The sequence below is a fragment of the Roseimicrobium sp. ORNL1 genome (genome assembly GCF_011044495.1).
In the GTDB taxonomy this organism is placed as follows: domain Bacteria; phylum Verrucomicrobiota; class Verrucomicrobiia; order Verrucomicrobiales; family Verrucomicrobiaceae; genus Roseimicrobium.
The window spans coordinates 5,810,555-5,828,326 of record NZ_CP049143.1 but is presented as its reverse complement, the minus strand read 5'-3'; the positions used below and the strand labels follow the sequence as shown (position 1 = coordinate 5,828,326).

At 60.1% G+C, this 17,772-nt stretch carries 14 protein-coding genes; 5 read left to right on the top strand and 9 right to left on the bottom strand.

Going from position 1 to position 17,772, the window contains the following annotated elements:
• Nucleotides 1–83: 83 nt before the first annotated feature.
• The 3 genes from G5S37_RS23485 to G5S37_RS23475 all read right to left on the bottom strand — a co-directional run bounded on the left by G5S37_RS23485 (nucleotide 84) and on the right by G5S37_RS23475 (nucleotide 2,611).
• Nucleotides 84–881, bottom strand: a complete 798-nt coding sequence (locus G5S37_RS23485; protein ID WP_165207246.1) for a hypothetical protein — start codon at nucleotides 879–881, stop codon at nucleotides 84–86.
• 69 nt (nucleotides 882–950) lie between these two features.
• On the bottom strand, nucleotides 951–1,169 hold the full coding sequence (locus G5S37_RS23480; protein WP_165207244.1) for a hypothetical protein: 219 nt from the start codon (nucleotides 1,167–1,169) through the stop codon (nucleotides 951–953).
• Nucleotides 1,170–1,213: 44 nt separating this feature from the next.
• The gene (locus tag G5S37_RS23475; protein WP_206026515.1) at nucleotides 1,214–2,611 is read right to left on the bottom strand and encodes an arylsulfatase; all 1,398 of its coding nucleotides are present in this window, start codon (nucleotides 2,609–2,611) and stop codon (nucleotides 1,214–1,216) included.
• Nucleotides 2,612–2,746: 135 nt separating this feature from the next.
• On the opposite strand from G5S37_RS23475, the gene G5S37_RS23470 reads away from it, so the two are divergent.
• Nucleotides 2,747–3,706 carry an AraC family transcriptional regulator gene (locus G5S37_RS23470; protein ID WP_165207240.1) on the top strand — a complete coding sequence of 320 codons (960 nt, stop codon included), beginning with the start codon at nucleotides 2,747–2,749 and terminating at the stop codon, nucleotides 3,704–3,706.
• Nucleotides 3,707–3,782: 76 nt separating this feature from the next.
• Here G5S37_RS23470 and G5S37_RS23465 read toward each other — a convergent pair whose 3' ends face one another.
• Entirely contained in the window at nucleotides 3,783–5,495 is a 1,713-nt protein-coding gene (locus G5S37_RS23465; protein ID WP_165207238.1) for a hypothetical protein, read from the bottom strand.
• A gap of 272 nt (nucleotides 5,496–5,767) precedes the next feature.
• On the opposite strand from G5S37_RS23465, the gene ilvB reads away from it, so the two are divergent.
• The 3 genes from ilvB (at nucleotide 5,768) to G5S37_RS23450 (ending at nucleotide 9,275) form a co-directional block, all read left to right on the top strand.
• Nucleotides 5,768–7,495, top strand: a complete 1,728-nt coding sequence (ilvB, locus tag G5S37_RS23460) for a biosynthetic-type acetolactate synthase large subunit (RefSeq protein WP_165207236.1) — start codon at nucleotides 5,768–5,770, stop codon at nucleotides 7,493–7,495.
• 45 nt (nucleotides 7,496–7,540) lie between these two features.
• Nucleotides 7,541–8,086 carry an acetolactate synthase small subunit gene (ilvN, locus tag G5S37_RS23455; protein ID WP_165207234.1) on the top strand — a complete coding sequence of 182 codons (546 nt, stop codon included), beginning with the start codon at nucleotides 7,541–7,543 and terminating at the stop codon, nucleotides 8,084–8,086.
• Between the two features lie 178 nt (nucleotides 8,087–8,264).
• Complete coding sequence (locus G5S37_RS23450) at nucleotides 8,265–9,275, top strand: phosphotransferase (RefSeq protein ID WP_165207223.1); 1,011 nt, start codon at nucleotides 8,265–8,267, stop codon at nucleotides 9,273–9,275.
• Nucleotides 9,276–9,408: 133 nt separating this feature from the next.
• Here the strand turns inward: G5S37_RS23450 and G5S37_RS23445 are convergent, their stop codons facing one another.
• The 4 genes from G5S37_RS23445 to G5S37_RS23430 form a co-directional block, all read right to left on the bottom strand.
• Nucleotides 9,409–10,518, bottom strand: a complete 1,110-nt coding sequence (locus G5S37_RS23445; RefSeq protein WP_165207221.1) for a lipocalin-like domain-containing protein — start codon at nucleotides 10,516–10,518, stop codon at nucleotides 9,409–9,411.
• An 11-nt stretch (nucleotides 10,519–10,529) separates the two neighbouring features.
• Entirely contained in the window at nucleotides 10,530–13,103 is a 2,574-nt protein-coding gene (locus G5S37_RS23440; protein ID WP_165207219.1) for an FtsX-like permease family protein, read from the bottom strand.
• Nucleotides 13,100–13,822: an ABC transporter ATP-binding protein gene (locus G5S37_RS23435; RefSeq protein WP_165207217.1), complete on the bottom strand. Its 723-nt coding sequence runs from the start codon at nucleotides 13,820–13,822 to the stop codon at nucleotides 13,100–13,102. The genes G5S37_RS23440 and G5S37_RS23435 overlap by 4 nt, the downstream gene beginning before the upstream one ends.
• Before the next feature lie 279 nt (nucleotides 13,823–14,101).
• A complete protein-coding gene (locus G5S37_RS23430) occupies nucleotides 14,102–16,582 on the bottom strand; it encodes a tetratricopeptide repeat protein (protein ID WP_165207215.1) in 2,481 nt (826 codons plus the stop codon).
• Nucleotides 16,583–16,705: 123 nt separating this feature from the next.
• On the opposite strand from G5S37_RS23430, the gene G5S37_RS23425 reads away from it, so the two are divergent.
• Nucleotides 16,706–17,107 (top strand): rhodanese-like domain-containing protein, encoded by a 402-nt coding sequence (locus G5S37_RS23425; protein ID WP_165207213.1) that lies wholly within the window; start codon nucleotides 16,706–16,708, stop codon nucleotides 17,105–17,107.
• A gap of 39 nt (nucleotides 17,108–17,146) precedes the next feature.
• On the opposite strand, the gene G5S37_RS23420 is transcribed toward G5S37_RS23425, so the two are convergent.
• Complete coding sequence (locus tag G5S37_RS23420; RefSeq protein ID WP_165207211.1) at nucleotides 17,147–17,740, bottom strand: chlorite dismutase family protein; 594 nt, start codon at nucleotides 17,738–17,740, stop codon at nucleotides 17,147–17,149.
• Nucleotides 17,741–17,772 lie beyond the last annotated feature (32 nt).

Genomic DNA, 17,772 nt, shown 5'->3' with positions numbered 1-17,772 from the left:
TCAGATCATCTAGTCAAGGGATGGTGAATCGCAATACATCGCGTTTCACCATCCCGCGGGTCAATAGCCATCTTGAATGCGCATTACCAGCGTACTTCAAGACCCACGACAGGTCCGTGCGATACCGTATCCATCGCGAAGCTGTCCTTTTCGTAGTCGACACCCAATCCGCGATAGCCGGCGGCAAGGCTGACTGAATCACTCACGCGGAGACCAAGACCCGCGAAGGCCTGCCAGGTGAGATCGGAGCTGGCGCCAAAGCCACCAATGTCCCCGTTGAAACGAAGGAAGAGCTTCTCGGTAAGCCCCACCTGGCCGCGAAGACCGACGATGGGATCCGCAAAGTCAGTGTCCTTGGAGCCGGTGATTTCTCCGCCACGGGCAAACCGGCCGGTGAGTTCCGCTTCCAGGATGGTGATCCGGGCACCGGCGAAGATATCGAGTTGGACGTTCTCAGCATCCACGGCGCGATAGGCAGCGAAGGGCGTAAGCAGCCACTGCTTCTGCTCATAGCGGAAACTGCGGAAGAGCCGTCCCCCGGCGGCGAAGTCATCCGAGACCTTGCCGTATACGACATCCATTCCCACTGACCACCGACCATGTCCCGCCTCGAAGACGCCCATGTATCCCATGTCCAGGCTGTCCAGCGTGTCCTTCATGCTGACATCCACGGAGCTACTGAGCCTGCCCACAGACACGTCACCTTCCACAGCAGTGAGCCACACGTAGGGGGCAGCACGGAACCACCAGCCACTCTCCGACGGAGGTGGATTAGAAATAACGGGAGCCTTTGAAGTCACTGGACCTGCGTGAAGGGAGGGGGAGGTGAGCGCAGTCGTTGAACTGATGAGAGCGAGCACAAGTGTGTTGCGAAGATTCATGGAGAAACTTTCTTTCTGTCGGGTGGTGAGGTGTGGGTTGGTTTGTTGTTTGATGAAGTGCGACGCGACTTAGTAAACAAGACCGCGACGACCACGGAGCTTGTCATTCACGTTCTCCGCGCGATCGATGCGATTCTCCAGTTGGTCGCCGGGGCCGCTATAGTGGCGGCGGTCGTAGCGGTCCTCGCGACGATCGACGCGGTCTTCGACACGGTCGACCGTTCCGGCAGCGCAGGAGCTGAGAAGGAGAGTGGCGGTGGCTAGTGTGAGCAGGGTGATGTGATGCATGCTGAGAGTGGGCAAATCGATTCTGTGTGGTGAATGGGGGGAATTCAGGGAGCTTCGATGCTGGAAAATTCCTCGTCCGTCGGCAGCACCGGTTCACCGTTCATGTTTTTCATGACGACCTTGAACTGGTCGGCGAGGAAAAGGGGTTTGGCGGATTCCTTGGCGAGTTCCTCAAGCCGCTTCTGTAACTGGCTGACTTTCTCCGGCTGCACTGTTGCGAGGTTGTTCTTTTCGGAGGGATCCTCGGCGAGGTTGAACAGTTCGACGCTGGACGGCAGCAGCGTGCGCCATACCAGTTTCCAGTCACCCTGGCGCACGGCTCCGCGAAACGGCTCCACGTTGTGGACGACCTCGGAACGTGGGGAGGCGGCTCCAGAAGCAAGGGTTGTCCAGACGTTCTGACCATCGAGGGGCTTGCACTTGTCCGTGGGAGCGTGGGCCAGGCTGGCAAAAGTGGCAAAGAGGTCTACGGCATGGATGAAGCCATCTCTGGTGCCCGGCTGGATGTGTCCGGGCCAGTTGGCAAGAGCGCAGACGCGGGTGCCTCCTTCATAAAGGGTGCCTTTGCCATCGCGGTACTGTCCATTGTCACAGGGGATTTTGATTTTGGACATGTCCGCCATCACTCCGGCAAACATGGCATTGCGAGTGCCTCCGTTGTCACTGTGAAAGACGATGAAGGTATTTCCCCGCATGCCGCGTTCTTCGAGGGCGCGGACAACGTTGCCGATCTCATCGTCCAGGCAGGAGACCATGGCTGCATAGGTGCGGCGCGTGGGGTCTGCGATATTTGGATACCGGTCGATGTATTCCTTGGGCGCTTGATAGGGCGTGTGAGGTGCGTTGAAGGCGAGGTAGAGGTACAGAGGCTGGGTAGGATTGTGCTGCTGGATGAGCTTCACTGCTTCCCGGCCGAAGAGTTGGGTGGTATAGCCTTCCTCTTTGACCACGTCGTTGTTCCGGTACCAGTCGGTCACGCCGTGCTCTTCGTGGGTGAAGTAGTCCAGCTCGCCAATCATGGCGCCGTATTGAAAGTCGAATCCACGCTGACGCGGCCAGAATTTTTTGTCCGCATGCCCGAGGTGCCACTTGCCGATGATTGCGGTTTTGTAACCCACGTCCTTCAGACACTCGGGTAGCAGGCGCTCGCTCGTATCCAGTCCGTATGATGAGACCGATGGGATCACCGCTGTCTGGAGGCCGTAGCGAAAGGGATAGCGCCCGGTCATGAGCGCGGCCCGGGTGGGGGTGCACATGGGCTGCACGTAGAAGTTGGTGAGCTTCGCGCCCGTCGCGGCAAGGGAATCCAGATTTGGAGTCTTGATGTCAGTGCAACCGTTGAAACCTGTGTCCTTCCAGCCGAGGTCATCGGCTACGATGTGGAGGATGTGGGGAGGTCGCTGGTCGGCGGCCTTTGTGGACGGGGCGGCGAGCATGGCCATAAGGCAGGCAATGAGGGAGGGCAGGTGGCGCAGAAACGGCATGGTCTTCATGGGAAGTGTCACTTGCGGCACATCGTAAAAATCGCTTTATCTTTCTATCCATTTTGCGCACAATGTGACGAACTGCGTCCCTTCATGGCTGTCCTGCCATTCCTCCACTCCCGCCGAATCATCTCTGAACCAGAGGAATTTTCGGACGTGGCCACCGGGATCGCACTCAATGTGGACTTCCAACGGCGCCAGGAAAGTTCCTCCAGCGTGGAGCAGTGCCAGTCCCAGGACTGGGCATTGGATTGGGGCACGGCAAATGTGAAAACCCATGTGAATGGTGTGCTGGAGGCGGGTTGGGGTTCCCTGTGCTTGAACATGGGCCCAGCGGAGGCTACCTGGAATGGGCACGATGGCCCGCAGGGCACCGCGTGCCTCCTGCAACCAGGCAAGGAGCTGGATGGCCACACGGCACCGGGCTTTTCTTGGGTGACCCTGGCCGTTCCTCCTTTGGTTTGGGATCAATGCCTGAGGCTGTCGCAGGCTGAGGAGGATGACATTCCGGCGCTTGCGATGAATCAACTCACCCTGGAGCAGAATGGGGAGATCCGCCGCCGCCTGGGTCAGCTTCGAGAGCTGATTCAAGTTGCGACACGATCACCTGCGCTGGGCAAGGCGGCCGCGGCTGACGCCTCCGAGCTGGCCACGCATTGCTTCGTCACTGCCTGTGAAATCGCCTCCCAAGCGCCTCCTCCGCGAGGCTCCTTGAGGAATCGAGCCCGGTTGGTGCACCACGCGAGGTCATGGATGCACGATCATCTGGAGGAAAATATCCGGATGGAAGACGTGTGTCTGGCCCTCCATGTGAGCCGGCGTGAACTGGAGTATGCCTTCCGTACCGTGCAGGACCAGAGTCCCCGTGACTATCTGCAAACGCTGCGGCTCAATGCGATCCGGCGGGTGCTGCTCCGTGTGGAGAATGATGAAACTTCGATCATCGACGTCGCTCAGGCCCACGGGATGACCCATCTGGGCCGGTTCGCGGCGCACTATCGTTCTCTCTTTGGAGAGAGCCCGAGTGTCACCCTGCGTCGGCAGGGCAAATGACAAACTTTGGGGCGTCTCTTTGCAGACCGTGGAATTTCCCGGTCTGGCCTAATCGCTCCACACCCGTCGTTGGTCTTTACTCCGAGACGGACGCCAGCACCTGATCCATCACTTCTCGAATCACCGCTTCAGACTCCACGGAGCCGCTTACTTCAAGCAAAACGCGCTGCTCGTGGAGCGGGATCACCACGGAGAATACCGCAAAGGGCTTGGCGAGATTCGGGTCCAGGCTTCGCGAACCACTCAGTTCGCGTCCACGCCAGTTGAAGGTGACGGCAGAAACGGCGTGACCATCGAGCAGGGCTGGGAGGTCTGCCGTTGTCCCTGACCCTCCAGGATAGTTACCATTCACCTTCTTTATCAGGATGGTTCGTTTGGGCTCCGTGAAGAGCTTGCGCTCGAAGAGGTACTGCTCATCGGGGGCTTTCGCGGAAGCGGCCAGGTATCCCTCCGGGACTGCGAAGGAGAATCCGATTTCCTTGTCCTCCACACGAGACGCGCCTTCGGGATACACGGGGGGAGACTGCGGCGTGGTTTTGGAAGAGCTTGTCACCTCAACATCTGGCCCGCTCTTCTTTGGGGTCGCCAATCCCTGGAACGTTTGCAGCAGGGAGGGCTTCAGAATCGCCAGAGCGACCAGGACCATGCAAAGAAGCAGAACCACCAGCACTGGGACGAGCATGCCTTTGCGCCCTTGTTTTTTTGGAGGAACAGGGAAAGGAGTCCGGCCAACCTGCGACGGCGGGAGAGGCGTGGCCACAGTAGGCGGGACCACCGGTTCAGAAGGTGACTGGACTTCGGGTTTGAACTGGGGAGGAGGCGTGGCCACAGTGGGCTGGAACGCTGCTTCAGCAGGGGCTTGGTCCTCCTGCTTGAGCTGGGGTGGAGGCGCGGCCGCAGCGGGCTGGAACACCGGCTCAGCAGGAGCTTGGACCTCCTGCTTAAGCTGGGGCGGAGGCGCGACCGCAGCGGGCTGGAACACCGGCTCAGCAGGAGCTTGGACCTCCTGCTTAAGCTGGGGCGGAGGCGTGGCCGCAGCGGGCTGGAACACCGGCTCAGCAGGAGCTTGGACCTCCTGCTTAAGCTGGGGCGGAGGCGCGACCGCAGCGGGCTGGAACACCGGCTCAGCAGGAGCTTGGACCTCCTGCTTAAGCTGGGGCGGAGGCGTGGCCGCAGCGGGCTGGAACACCGGCTCAGCAGGGGGCTGGACCTCCGGCTTAAACTGGGGAGGAGGCGTGGCCACAGTGGGCTGGAACACCGGCTCAGCAGGAGCTTGGACCTCTGGCTTGAGCTGGGGCGGAGGCATGGCCACACTGGGCCGGAACACTGGCTCAGCAGGCGCCTGGACCTCGTGCTTAAGCTGGGGTGGAGGCGCGGCCACACTGGGCCGGAACACTGCCTTACCAGGGGCTGGGGCCTCCGGCTGAGGTTGGGGTGGAGGAGTGGCCACACTGGGCCGGAAGGCTGGCTCAGCAGGAGTTTGGACCTCTGGCTTAAGCTGTGGCGGAGGCGCGGCCACACTGGGCCGGAACACTGCCTTACCAGGGGCTGGGGCCTCCAGCTGAGGTTGGGGTGGAGGAGTGGCCACAGTGGGCTGGAACACCGGCTCAGCAGGGGCTTGGACCTCCGCCTTAAGCTGGGGTGGAGGCGGGGGCGTGGCCACGGTGGGCCGGAAAAACGCCTTCACAGGGGCCTGAACCTCCGGCTGAGGTTGGGGCTTGGGTGGAGGTGGGGTTACCCCCGCCACGCGCGGTATGAAAAAGGGCTGCTGCGGTTCCTGCTTCGCCATGCCACCCCATGGTTCATACAATCATGGAGTAAGCAAGCTTCGAAACTTATTCCCGAGAAAAGAACAGTATTGGTTCAAATGCACTCCTTCCGTTGGGTTTTTGGAGGGGTTGAGCGGTCTCGCGCCAAATTTTGGACGGTTTTTGGTGATTTTACCGCCGCGGATTGCGGTTAATGAGCGTGTTTGAGGAAAAAGCATCGATTTTCACCTTGCTCATTCCACCTTTCATGGGACTTTGACCCTCCTAACCCAAATTTTCAGGAGACCAAACCATGAGCCAAGAAAAAATGGACGGCGCTCAGGCGCTTATTAAAACCCTCGACCAGCTCGGTATCGAGTACGTGTTCGGCTACTCCGGTGGCGCTGCGCTGCCGATGTTTGACGCGCTGGAAACTGTGAAGACGAACATGAAGTTCGTCCTCGTGCGTCACGAGCAGGGTGCAGTTCATATGGCGGACGGCTACGCCCGCGCGACTGGCAAGCCTGCCGTGGTGCTCGTGACCTCCGGTCCTGGCGCTGGCAATACCGTGACGGGCATCATGACCGCCCAGATGGACAACGTGCCCATGATCGTGCTGACCGGCCAGACCGTGTCGTGGATGCTGGGCAAGGACGCCTTCCAGGAAGCGGACATCTTCAACATCACCGCTCCTGTGGTGAAGCACAGCTACCTCGTGAAGGTGACGAATGACCTCCCCCGCGTGGCGCGTGAGGCCTATCACATCGCCACCACGGGCCGCCCTGGCCCGGTGCTTATCGATATTCCGAAGGACATCAGCCAGGCTCCTTTCGATGGCGATCTGAATGCCGAGATGGACCTTCCCGGTTACCATCCCGAAGACGACTTCAACATCGACAAGAATGCAGTGAAGGAAGCTGCCCGCCTCATCATGCAGGCGAAGCGCCCGCTGATTCTTGCCGGTCACGGCGCGATGATCGCTCGTGCGGACAAGGAAATCCGCAGCCTCGCGGAAACGCTCAACTGCCCCGTGACTTCCACGTTGCTAGGCAAGGGTGTGTTCCCTGAGACGCACCCCCTCAGCCTCGGCATGCTGGGCATGCACGGCACCGCGTATGCGAACAAGGCCATCTGCGAATGCGACTGCATCATCAACGTGGGCTCCCGCTTCGATGACCGCATCATTGGCAAGCCCGCCATGTTCGGCAAGAACGCGACCATCGTTCACTTCGACATCGACGAAGCGGAAGCCGGCAAGATGATCAAGCCTGACGCCTTCGTGAAGGGTGATGCCAAGGCCGCGCTTCAGGAGCTCATTCCCCACCTCTCCGAACTGGATACCAAGGAGTGGAACGAGCACCTTGATGGCTACCGGAAGAAGTTCCCCCTCGGTTACAAGAAGCAGGGCGGACTCCGCATGCAGCAGGTGATCGACGAACTCTTCCAGCTCACCAAGGGCAAGGCCATCGTCACCACCGACGTGGGCCAGCACCAGATGTGGGCGGCGCAGTTCTACAAGAACGACGAAAGCTTCAAGTGGATCAGCTCCGGTGGCGCCGGCACCATGGGCTTCGGTTTCCCTGCGGCCATCGGCGCGCAGCTCGGCTGCCCGGAAGATATCGTGGTGTCCATCAGCGGAGACGGCGGCTTCCAGATGACCTTGTTTGAGCTGGCCACCGCGGCCATCCTCAAGCTGCCCATCAAGATCCTCGTGCTGAACAACAGCTACCTGGGCATGGTGCGCCAGTGGCAGGAGCTCTTCTTCGACAACCGCGAAAGCGGCGTGGATCTCCTGGGCAACCCGGACTTCGTGAAGCTCGCTGAGGCCTATGGCATCAAGGGCTGGCACATCCGCCGTCCTGCGGACATCGAGAAGGTCCTCACCCAGGCACTCGAATACAATGACGGCCCCTGCCTCATCGAAGCCGAGTGCATCAAGACGGAGAACGTGTTCCCCATGATTCCGGCTGGTGCCGCTCTGGAGGACATGCTCATCGAGCCGCCGAAGACCAAGATGGAGAAGCCCATTGGTTCGACGTAATCGCCAGCGCTTCGTGCATTTGTTTCACCCTTAATTTTCTTTCTTATGTCATCGAGAAATATTCCTTCCAGCGATGTGAAGCCGTCTCCGAAGCCGGACATCGTGAACGTGCATACGCTGAGTATGTTCGTGGCCAATAAGCCGGGCGTGCTGGGGCGTGTCTGCGCCGTGTTCAGCCGTCGTGGTTTCAACATCGACTCGCTGGTGGTTTCCCAAGGTCGTGATCCGCGTTATTCGCGCATGACGGTGGGCATCAGCGGCCATCCCGAAGGCCTGAGCCAGATCATCCTGCAGTGCCGCAAGCTGATTGACGTCATCCATTGCTATGAGCACACGGATCGTGACTCTGTGGTGAAGGAAATGGTGCTCATCAAGCTGCTCGTTGGCGCGGATCACCGCACCGAGGTGTTGCAGATCGTGGAGCACTTCAACGGCAAGACCGTGGACCTTCAGGAGCAGTCGATGATCGTCATGATCAGCGGCAACAGCGACAAGGTGGACGCCGCCGTGAACCTGCTCGCCAAGTTCGAGATCATCGAGACCGTGCGCACCGGCAAGGTCGTGATGGCTCGTGGTACGACTGAGACGTAAGCAACGTAGCTCGCGAGTCCCTTCGCGAGATGGCTTCCGTTACTTAGATTCAATCTGCAAGAGCCGCATTCCTCCGGGGATGCGGCTTTGTTTTTTCCGGAAGAAGGTGACGTCGACATTCCCGAGCCTGACTTTCGGAAAGGACGATTGTGTGCGGATGTGCTATCCCGTGGAACGGATGCTTTCTCCCGACTTGCTCAATCAACTCGTGGGACCCTATGGTCTTCACGCAGAAGATCTGGTCTTTCTCCGCAAGAGCCAGAATTCCGTGTACCGGGCACGGCGGCCATCTGACGGCGGCGTTTGCATCATCCGCATTTCAGAGGGGAGGCACCGTACGCAGGCCGAGGTGGAGACCGAACTGAAGTGGGTGTCGCACCTTGCGGAGCGTGGCGTGTCCGTGTGTGCACCGTTGCCAACACTGGCTGGAGAAAGATGCGTTGCCCTTCGGCAGGATGAATCTGAGTACGTGGTGGCCTGCTTCGAGCATGCACCTGGCCAGCAGATCGCGCCGCGGTCAGATGACCTTCCGCGACACACCGCCGAATACAGGCAATTGGGTCGATTGCTTGGTCACCTGCATCGCGAGGCCGTGCCGTACAAACTCGGTGACACTGCATGGCTTCGCCCCAGTTGGTATGAATCCCGTCTCCTGTGCCAGGACGTGGCTGCCATGGAGGATGCACTGGGGAAGAATTTCTGCCGTAGTTTGGACACTCTCGTCGCAGGCCTGCGTCAATCCCTGGACGCGACCATTGGATTCGGTCTGGTTCATGGAGATGTCAGTTTCAACAACTGCCACTTCGAGGGAACACTCCCGTGGCTCTTTGACTTCGACAACTGCGAGTACGGAAGCTTCCTCCAGGACATCGCGACCGTGCTCTACGACTCCATCTACTGCAAAGCTCTCAACCGCTTCGCAGACGCGGAACTGCACCAGCGCATGCTTCCACCTTTGGCATCTTTCCTCGAAGGCTATTCTTGCACAGGCATCGGAACCGTGCTCGATGGGGGCCTGATCACGAAGTTTTTCCTGCTTCGCGAAGCGATCATCTATGTGCACTACCACCGCACCCTGGATGTGGAAAATCTACCCCAGTCCTTCAGGGACGGAATGGAGGTTATGCGGAGGAATGTCGAGAGCTTGAGCCACCAGGTGAATGTCTGTTCTCTGCTATCTCAATGCTGATGAAAACAACGTAGCTCGCGAGTCCCTTCGCGAGGTGTTCGCAGTCCTTGGCATTGCGTCGTTGAGAACACGTTGAGATGACAAGGAGAAGCAAGCCAATGATCTCGCGAAGGACCCGTGAGCTACGTTCGGCTCACTGCTTTCCGCCAAGATGCTTCCGCAAGTTTCCCGCATAGCCCGCCAGTTCCAGGAACGCGCGGCCCACCACATTTCCCTTCGCATCAAGCACATCACACGCTCCCTCCCAATAGGGCAGGCCGGTGATGTCCCCACCTTGCTCCTGATCCTTCGTCAGCGGTCGCAGACGGTACTTGCGATCCTCAAAAGCCACCTCCACCTCGATGGGGTACTCCGCGCCAGAGCGCGGGCTTTTCCACCGCGTGTGTTCCTTCCATGAGAAGGCATCTGCTTTCAGGGCGCGCTGTGTGCCATCCTTCGCGATGGTTACTAGCCGGGATGCCGCATCCGTGCTCCCATCAGCGCGACGCATGCGATAGACCATCATCTCCGTGCCATCGTGAAACTGCAGCGCGGCCCAGTCCCAGCCGACCTGACCCTCATCAAGCTGGCTGCTGCTGAACTCATGGTCCATCCAGGCATCGCCGGACACTTCGAGGGTTTCAGAGCCCAGCTTGAGTGAGCCGGATGCCTTGAGTCTGGGGAAGGTGAGGTAGTGACTTGCGGCACTCTGCGACACGCCCTTCCGTGAAACTCCATTCTCACCAAAAAACACCAGTGGCTTGACCGGTTCCAGTTCCAGGGTCAGCAGGGCATCGGCATGCACTGTGGCGGCCAGGTGCAGACGTTGTGTGTTTGTATCTTGTGTGAGCGTCCAGTTGCCATTGCGCACATCCAATGCCGCAGTGGAGGAAGACGCATCCCAGCCTTCGCGGTTCAAGCGTTCTTGGTGGATGAACTTGCCGGTCGCCGCATCGAGCAGGGCCGTGTGCGCCAGATGCAAGTGGCGCGCGGATCCATCGGGTTGCCGATTGGCCTGCCGGAAGAAGGTGACCTGGAAACCGAAGCGGCGTCCATCCTTCGCATCGAGATGTCCCGTGATATACCACCACTCCGTGCGGAACTCAGGATGGCTGCCGTGGTCGCGGGGGAAGGTGAACTGGCGACCCGGCTGTGGAATGGCGAACCCGTCCGCAGTGGTTTGCTGAGCATGCGCGACTGAAGAAGTCACGACGGTGAGCATCGCGATGAAGAGCAGGGCCAGTCGACGGATGTGCAGATTCATCTTCATGTCACTCATTCCTCCTGTTCCCAACGCATGCGAGCTCCCCAGCGTCCCACCATGCTGGCGACGAATGCACCCGCGCCGATCACAGCTGCAGCCAGCAATGCGAGCTGCCACCACGGCAGATTGAAGCTAAGCGTCCAGCCAAAGCATTGTTTGTTTACGCGATAGATGAGCAGCCATCCCAGCCATAGCCCTGCGCCGATGCCCATCACCGTGCCGGCAGCCGCAACGCCAATACCCTCCCACGCAGCTGCACCGGCAATTTGCCTCGGTGTCATGCCGATGGCTCTCAGTGTGGCAAGATCAGCGCGACGTTCCAGCAGCAGGCAGGCAAGGGCGAGACCGAGACCGGCGACCGCTACCGCGACTCCCACAACTTCCAGCGCATGCGTCACCGCGAAGGTCTGGCGGAAGATGCGCAGCGCCTCCGAGCGGAGGTGGGTATTCGAGAAGACATTCAGCCCTGGTTGCGCCTGACGCAGTCGTTCGCAGAAGTCCTCCGCATTCGTGCCGGGCTTCAACATCATGGCCACACGCCAGGCCATGTCGGTGGCAAACCATTCCCGAAACTCCGAGGCTGCCACGGTGATGGAACCGCGCTCATTCCCATAGTCCGCATAAATGCCCACGAGCTTTACGCGATGGTCTCCTGGCAGCACCACGGTGTCACCCACCTTGAGGGCAAAGCGATCCGAGAAGCTCTCATTCATGGTGGCGGGGATAGTATCACTGTCGCCTTTGTCTTGAGTCATCCACCAGCGCTCCTCTTTGGGCTTCTGGATCCAGGCATAGATACCGTGCTTCGTGGTGTAGCTGCCATTCACGCCGAGCACGGTCGTGGGAGCACCGTGCAGCTGAATGGGCCGGGCCTGCAAGGCGGCGACTTCCTGCACCTCCGGCATCTTGGAAATAGCATCCACGGTGGCTGCGCTGATGTGATTGGTGCTACCGGCACTCTGGGAGCCAGCGCTGGCCACATACACATCGGACTTCATGGTGCGCTGAATCCAGTCGCGTACGGTGAGCTCGAAGCTGGAAACCATGATGGCCATGCCGGAGGTCATCGCGATGGCGCTCGCGAGGGCTGCCACGGCGAAACGATGCCTCACGGTGGGGCGGCGCAGATGGCTGATGGCCAGTCGGCGCACCGGCGCATTCGATGAGATGCTCGCTACATAGCGCAGCAGCGCTCCTGCCGCGAGCCCGGCTCCGAGCAACCACGCGAGTGCAGAGGCATAGCCTGCGAGCGGTAACCGCGTACCTGCTGTCATTCGAATTGGGGGAAGCTGAGCGAGCACCACCGCGAGTGCCATGAGTCCCCACCCAAGCCAAGTGGTTCGCCACCACTTGCCGCCACCAAAAGTCGCAGTCTTCCGCCCGAGCATGTGAACGGGTGGGGTGCGCGCTGCTTCACGCGCAGGCCACCACGCGGCAAGGATGCTGGTGGCAATGGAGATGCTCATGCACAGCGCGGCTTCTCCCCAATGAAGATCCGCGCGCTGAGTACTCGTGGCTCCATAGAGAGCATTCACCGTTTTACTCACCGCGCCCACAGCTCCTTGCGCACCGATCCAACCCACCAGCAGGCCGATGCCGCCGCCGATAGTGCCCAATAAAGTGGCCTCCAACAGGAAGGCCCGCTGAATCGCACCATCGGTGACGCCAAGGGATTTCAGAATTCCGATTTCCTCTCGACGGCGCAGCACGATGCCATCGAGAGCTTGGAAGATGAGATAACCGCCCACGAAGAGCGCGAGCAGGGAGAGGATGGTGAGATTCAACCGGAAGGCCTCTGTCATGGTGCCCGCGAGCATGCGTCGCTCCTCCGGTCCGCTGACCTGCCAGCGCTCGCGCAGCAGGGCGGCGGCTTCTTCGCGCAAGTTCGGAAAGGCGTCTCCTTCTGCGCAGAGAACTTCCACGCGATCCACTTCTCCTGCACGCTGCATCACCTTCTGCGCTTCGGGCAGGTCCATGAGCAGCATGTGCTCAGGCAGCGAAGGTACACCGGGAATCTCAGGCATGAGGCGCGCAATCTTCAGCGACACCACGCGTTCATCGATGACGACCGGCACGGCATCACCTTCGGATACACCAAGCTGGGTCGCGAGCTTGGCGCTCATCACCACGCCCGCCTGTGGAGACTCCGTCTTCTGGCGGTCCTGCTCCTGCTGAAGCTGCAGCGGAGTTTCACCACGCACATTCATCAGCCCGATCCAATCCGCACCGATGAGTCGCCATGTGGCCACGGACCCGATTTCCCCCTGATGGGTGCTCGCGGGGCTCACGGTCTCCTCAATGATGGGAAGGAGGTGCACGGGCCGACTGCCCAGGAGGTCGCGCATTTCACGAAGTTCCATTTCTCGAAGGGGACCCGTGGGTCCTGTCACGGTCCAGTCCGGCTGGCGCGTGATGCCATCCGTGAACTGCTCAAAGCCGGAGAGTGCCGCACGATTCGCCAGGCGCATGGCGAGATACACACCTGAACCCAGCGCGAGAATCAGCAACAGGGCGAGCTGTTGCCGCCAGGCCAGCTTCCAGTGGCGCAGTGCGCACCGCTCGAGAATGAGCCACACGCTCTTCATGATTCCGTGAGTGCGCCGTCCTTCATGTGCACCACACGCTGACATCTCGCGGCAGCTTCTTTGCTGTGAGTGACCATCAGCAGGGCAGCGCCAGTCTCCCTCACCACTTCTTCCAGCAGATCGAGAATGGCTACACCCGTCTGGGAATCAAGATTACCCGTGGGCTCATCCGCGAGCAGCAGGGCAGGACGATGCACAATGGCACGGGCAATGGCCACGCGCTGCATCTCGCCACCGGAAAGTTCTGAGGGGAGAGCACCTGCGCGTTGTGTGAGACCCACGCGTTCCAGCAGCGACCGCACCCGGGTCTCTCTTTCATTCGTGGGAATACCCAGCAACTGCAGCGGCAGTTCCACATTCTCCGCCGCCGTCAGCGTGGGCAGCAGGTGGAAGAACTGGAACACCATGCCCAAATGTTTGCGTCGCACCTCGGCGAGGCCATCGGCATCCAGCGCGTGGAGCTTGCATCCGGCCACCAATACCTCGCCAGAGTCAGGGCGATCCACGCCGCCGATGCAGTTCAGCAGGGTCGTCTTGCCACTTCCGGAAGGTCCCAGTAGAGCGACGCGTTCACTTGCGTGCATGGTAAAGTAAACGTTCCTCAGAATGGGCCGCTCCCCGTAGCTTTTGAAAGCCCCGGACACTGCCAGCACCGGAGCGGTGGAGTGTGGTTCACTTGATGGAGACGGGGAATGGGAGCGCGTGGGGTCTGCGGGCATGAATCAGTGCGGCGGGAGAGTAAGAGTGGAATCGCAGGTCCCGCTGATAATACCCTACAGTGCCAAGCTCGTGCCAAAAAAACTCTGTGCCAGGCGCCGGAAATCGGCAGACGGTCTCCGTCTCCAAAGTAGAAGGCTTCTCCAGAAGCCTTTCAGCTTGCATATGGCATACGGGTGGGGTGGCTGGCGCCTCTGCATCTTTGCCTGTCGGAGGTGGAGAATCAGGAGTGCGCCAAGTGATGCAAGGCTTCTGGAGAAGCCTTCTACATTGGAAGCACGTCACCGCATCGGCCCGCGCTGCAGCATCATCAGGAGTTGCCGCGCATCCGTGTAGTTCGGCTGGATCTGCAGCGCGCGCGTCGCAGCTTGCTTTGCCTCCTCCGTCTGGCCGAGTTGTGCGTGGATGGTGGCACGTGCGTAGGGAATGGTGGGGTCTGCGGGATTCACCACTTCACCTTGCCTCAGCGCGGCGATGGCGCCAGCGGTGTCCTTCTTTGAGTTTCGCGCGAGACCGAGATTGAACCAGGCACGCGGATGTCGCGGGTCGAGCTTCACCGTTTCTTCCAGCGCCTTGATGGTTTGATCCATGTCGCCGAGTTCATTCCATGCGAGCGCGAGCTTGAACTGGTATTCCGCCTGCTTCGGGTCCAGCTTGATCGCTTCCTGCAAGGCGTGGAGCGCCTCCTGCGGCTTGCCTGCAAGGCTGTACGCCACAGCCAGTTCATGCCGCACGCCTGCGGAGCCCTGGTCCCACTGCGCTGCCTTCTGGAAATGCTCCAGTCCCTTCTGCGGTTCATTGCGGGCGAACCAGAAGGCGCCCTTCTGCATCTGCCCACTGGGCATGTCCGCATTGTGATCTAGCATGTGCAGCAGCTCTTTTCCTTGCTGGGTGGCGAGGTCCAGGGTGGCCTTCAGCGACCACGAAGCGGTGGTGCGGACGCTGCGAATGGGGTCCTGCAGGAGCGTGTGCAGCGTAGTGCGAGCCTCGAGTGGACCACCTTGCTGCAACAGTGGCTCCAGAGCGCGGCCCACGGCGGTACGCACTACCGGGTCGGTATGCGTGGCCAGCTTTATCACAGCCTGATACACCACGGGGTCGGTGATCCACGGGTCCAGCATGCGGATGGCGGTGCCTTTCCAGGAGCCGGTTTCCGTTTCTGAAGCCAGGATGGAGAGCAGACCTTCACGCGACGCCGGATCCCCACGCTTCGCAGAGGCGATGACCTGGGTGCGCTGACGCGCCGGGCGGTTCATCTTGTCGCCATACCACTTCTCCACGGCAGCGAGGGTCCAGTCCACATCCTTGTCCGTGTGGCAGCGGTTGCAGGCATTCGGAATGCCAAACTGCTTCGTGAGCAGCGGATCGGGAATCGTGAAGCCGTGATCATGCCGTGGATGCCGCTGCATGTAGGTGGTTTGCGGCATGTGGCAGTTGATGCATTGCGAGCCTGCGCTGTCCGGCTGGTGGAAGGTGTGCGTGAGGATGTTGATGGCAGGAGCCTTGGGGAAGGGTTGCACATTCCCCACGTGGCAGCGCATGCAGAGTGAGTTGTCTTTGGTGAAGACTTTTGCCGTGTGTGGATTGTGGCAGTCGAGGCACTTCACCCCAGCTGCATGCATCTTGCTCCCACGGAAGGCGGTGTATTCATAATCTTCATCCCACACCTGACCATCCGGGTAGAAGAGATTGGATTCGTCCACAATCGACAGCGCATGGTGGTCGAAGAAGGAGTCGCCCGGTTTGAAGTCGCCGGTGATTTCCGTGCGCCGCGCGTGGCAGGTGGCGCAGGTTTCGATCTTCTGTTCCGGCGTGTGCTTTACGACGGTGGGATCCTTGAGCGTTTTGTCCGGATACTTCCTCCGCCATTCCACGTGCTCCTTCATGGGGCCATGGCACGAGCCGCAGCTCACAGTCATCTCAGCCATCGTCGTGTGGAAGGTGTCCGTCTTCTCGTCGTAGTTCTTCCGTACGCGGGTGTTGTGGCAGCTCGCGCACATCGTGTTCCACGTCATGCCGCGTCCGGTCCAGTGGCCCCACTCGCCGGGTTTACGGTCTTCGTTTCCATACACGTTGAACCACTCCTTCTTGTGTGGATCCCAGGTGGCTTCCAGTGTTTGCAGGCGATTGCCAGGTCCCTGTACGAGAAACTGGCGCAGCGGATCGTGGCCGATGACACGCTCGATAGGATAGGTCTCCTTCTTGTTGTCGAAGCCCAGTGCGGTCACCGCTGCCTTGCCATCGCGCAGACAGGCCTCGGAGGTCTGTGTGCCGTGGGTAAAGACATGCACCGGGTCGAAGGCCTCCTTGTCCAGCTTGTCATTCAGCGGACGCTCCGCCATGCCGTGATTGGAGGCGATCCACTGGTCGTAGATTTCCTGGTGACACTCACGGCAGCTCGCCGAGCCGGCGTAGCCCGCATGAGCCTGCGCCTCGGGCTCAATAATGGGGCCGAGAGCAAGGGCCAGCGCAGAAGGCGCGGAAGAGGATGAAGGCGGTGCTGATGCGGAAGGTGCCGGGGAAGCCGATGACGGAGCGGCAGAGACTACCGCGGGACCCTCTTTCGTTTCCTTCTTTCCCAGCTTCGCCATCAGCCAGCCCGCGCCGATTGCCGCTACCAGAGCCAAGCCCACCCACGCGACCACCGGGAGTCCACGCCGCGAAGGCGCCTTCTCAGGAGCGGACGATGCTGCAGAGGACGCAATCTTGGGAGATTCCGCCGGGGTGTTTTTGGGTGAGCGCCGCTGTTTCTTCTTTCCCATGCGAGAGGTGAGCCAGTAACATTAACCCGCAGGCTGTGATTCTCGCAATCAGAAGAGAGCTTCGCATCAACCTTGAGGACCCGCATAAACGAACCATTTCCGTCACCCTTGCTCGAAAAAGCCATGTCCCAGAAACTCACCTCTCTCATCATTTCCACCCTCATGCTTTGCGGCGCGGTGCTCGGGGAAGACAAGAAGTCTCCTGACGGGGCTACGCATGTGAAGGCGGCAGAAGCGGAGAAGCTCGTGAAGGAACACAAGGTCCAGGTGCTGGACGTCCGCACCGCCGATGAATACAAGGAGGGCCACATCAAAGGCGCCAAGAACATCGACTTCACAGAGAACGATTTTGAAAGCGAAGCTGCCAAGCTGGACAAAACCAAGCCAGTGCTCGTGCACTGCCAGGGTGGTGGCCGCAGCACAAAGTCCCTGGAAGTGCTGGAGAAGCTTGGCTTCCAGCACATCTACCACCTCGATGGTGGTTTGAAGGGCTGGCAGGCGGAAGGGAAACCGGTGGAAAAGTAGGCGCGTGGCAATCTGTTCACCTCACTCATGTGGGATGGCTCATGCACCATCCCATACCAGCCGCACATCGACCTCTCGACCCACATACTTCCATTCTTCGGTGGCACGAAGGGCGGCGACCAGATCTTCAAAGGCGGTGATCTCCGTCTGGGGATAGTCGAAGTAGGTGAGGAAATCGAAGGGCCCCTGCTCTCCGAGGTCGCGGCAGTGATGGAGCCTTCGAGCGACACCGGGCAGATATTTCAATCCGGTCTGGATGTGGTGTGAGCGATCTTCAAAGACGGCGCGTCGCTCATCCTGGGTCATGGCCCACCATGCGGCATTCTTCCGGATGGGGATGAAGGCCGCGCATCTGGCCTCCGGTCTGCCGAGGGCCACTTGTCTGGCCACCAGTTGAGTCTTCTCATCACGGGTCACATAGCGTTCATTGCTGGTCACGCCCTGGAGCATCCAGCTGGTATCATGAGGTGGGGACGTGAGCGTACCCTGCAGTACTTCCATGCGGTCGGCGGGAGGCAGCGTATCTCCCTTGACGGGGAGGCAGGAAGTCACCTTCCACGGACCGGATTTTCCGCCCACAAAGGTGTAGAGCCGATCGCTTCCAGAGGTCGTTGGGGTGCTTGTGAGGGACATAGGTTGCCAGGCTGCACATGTCGTGCCATCTC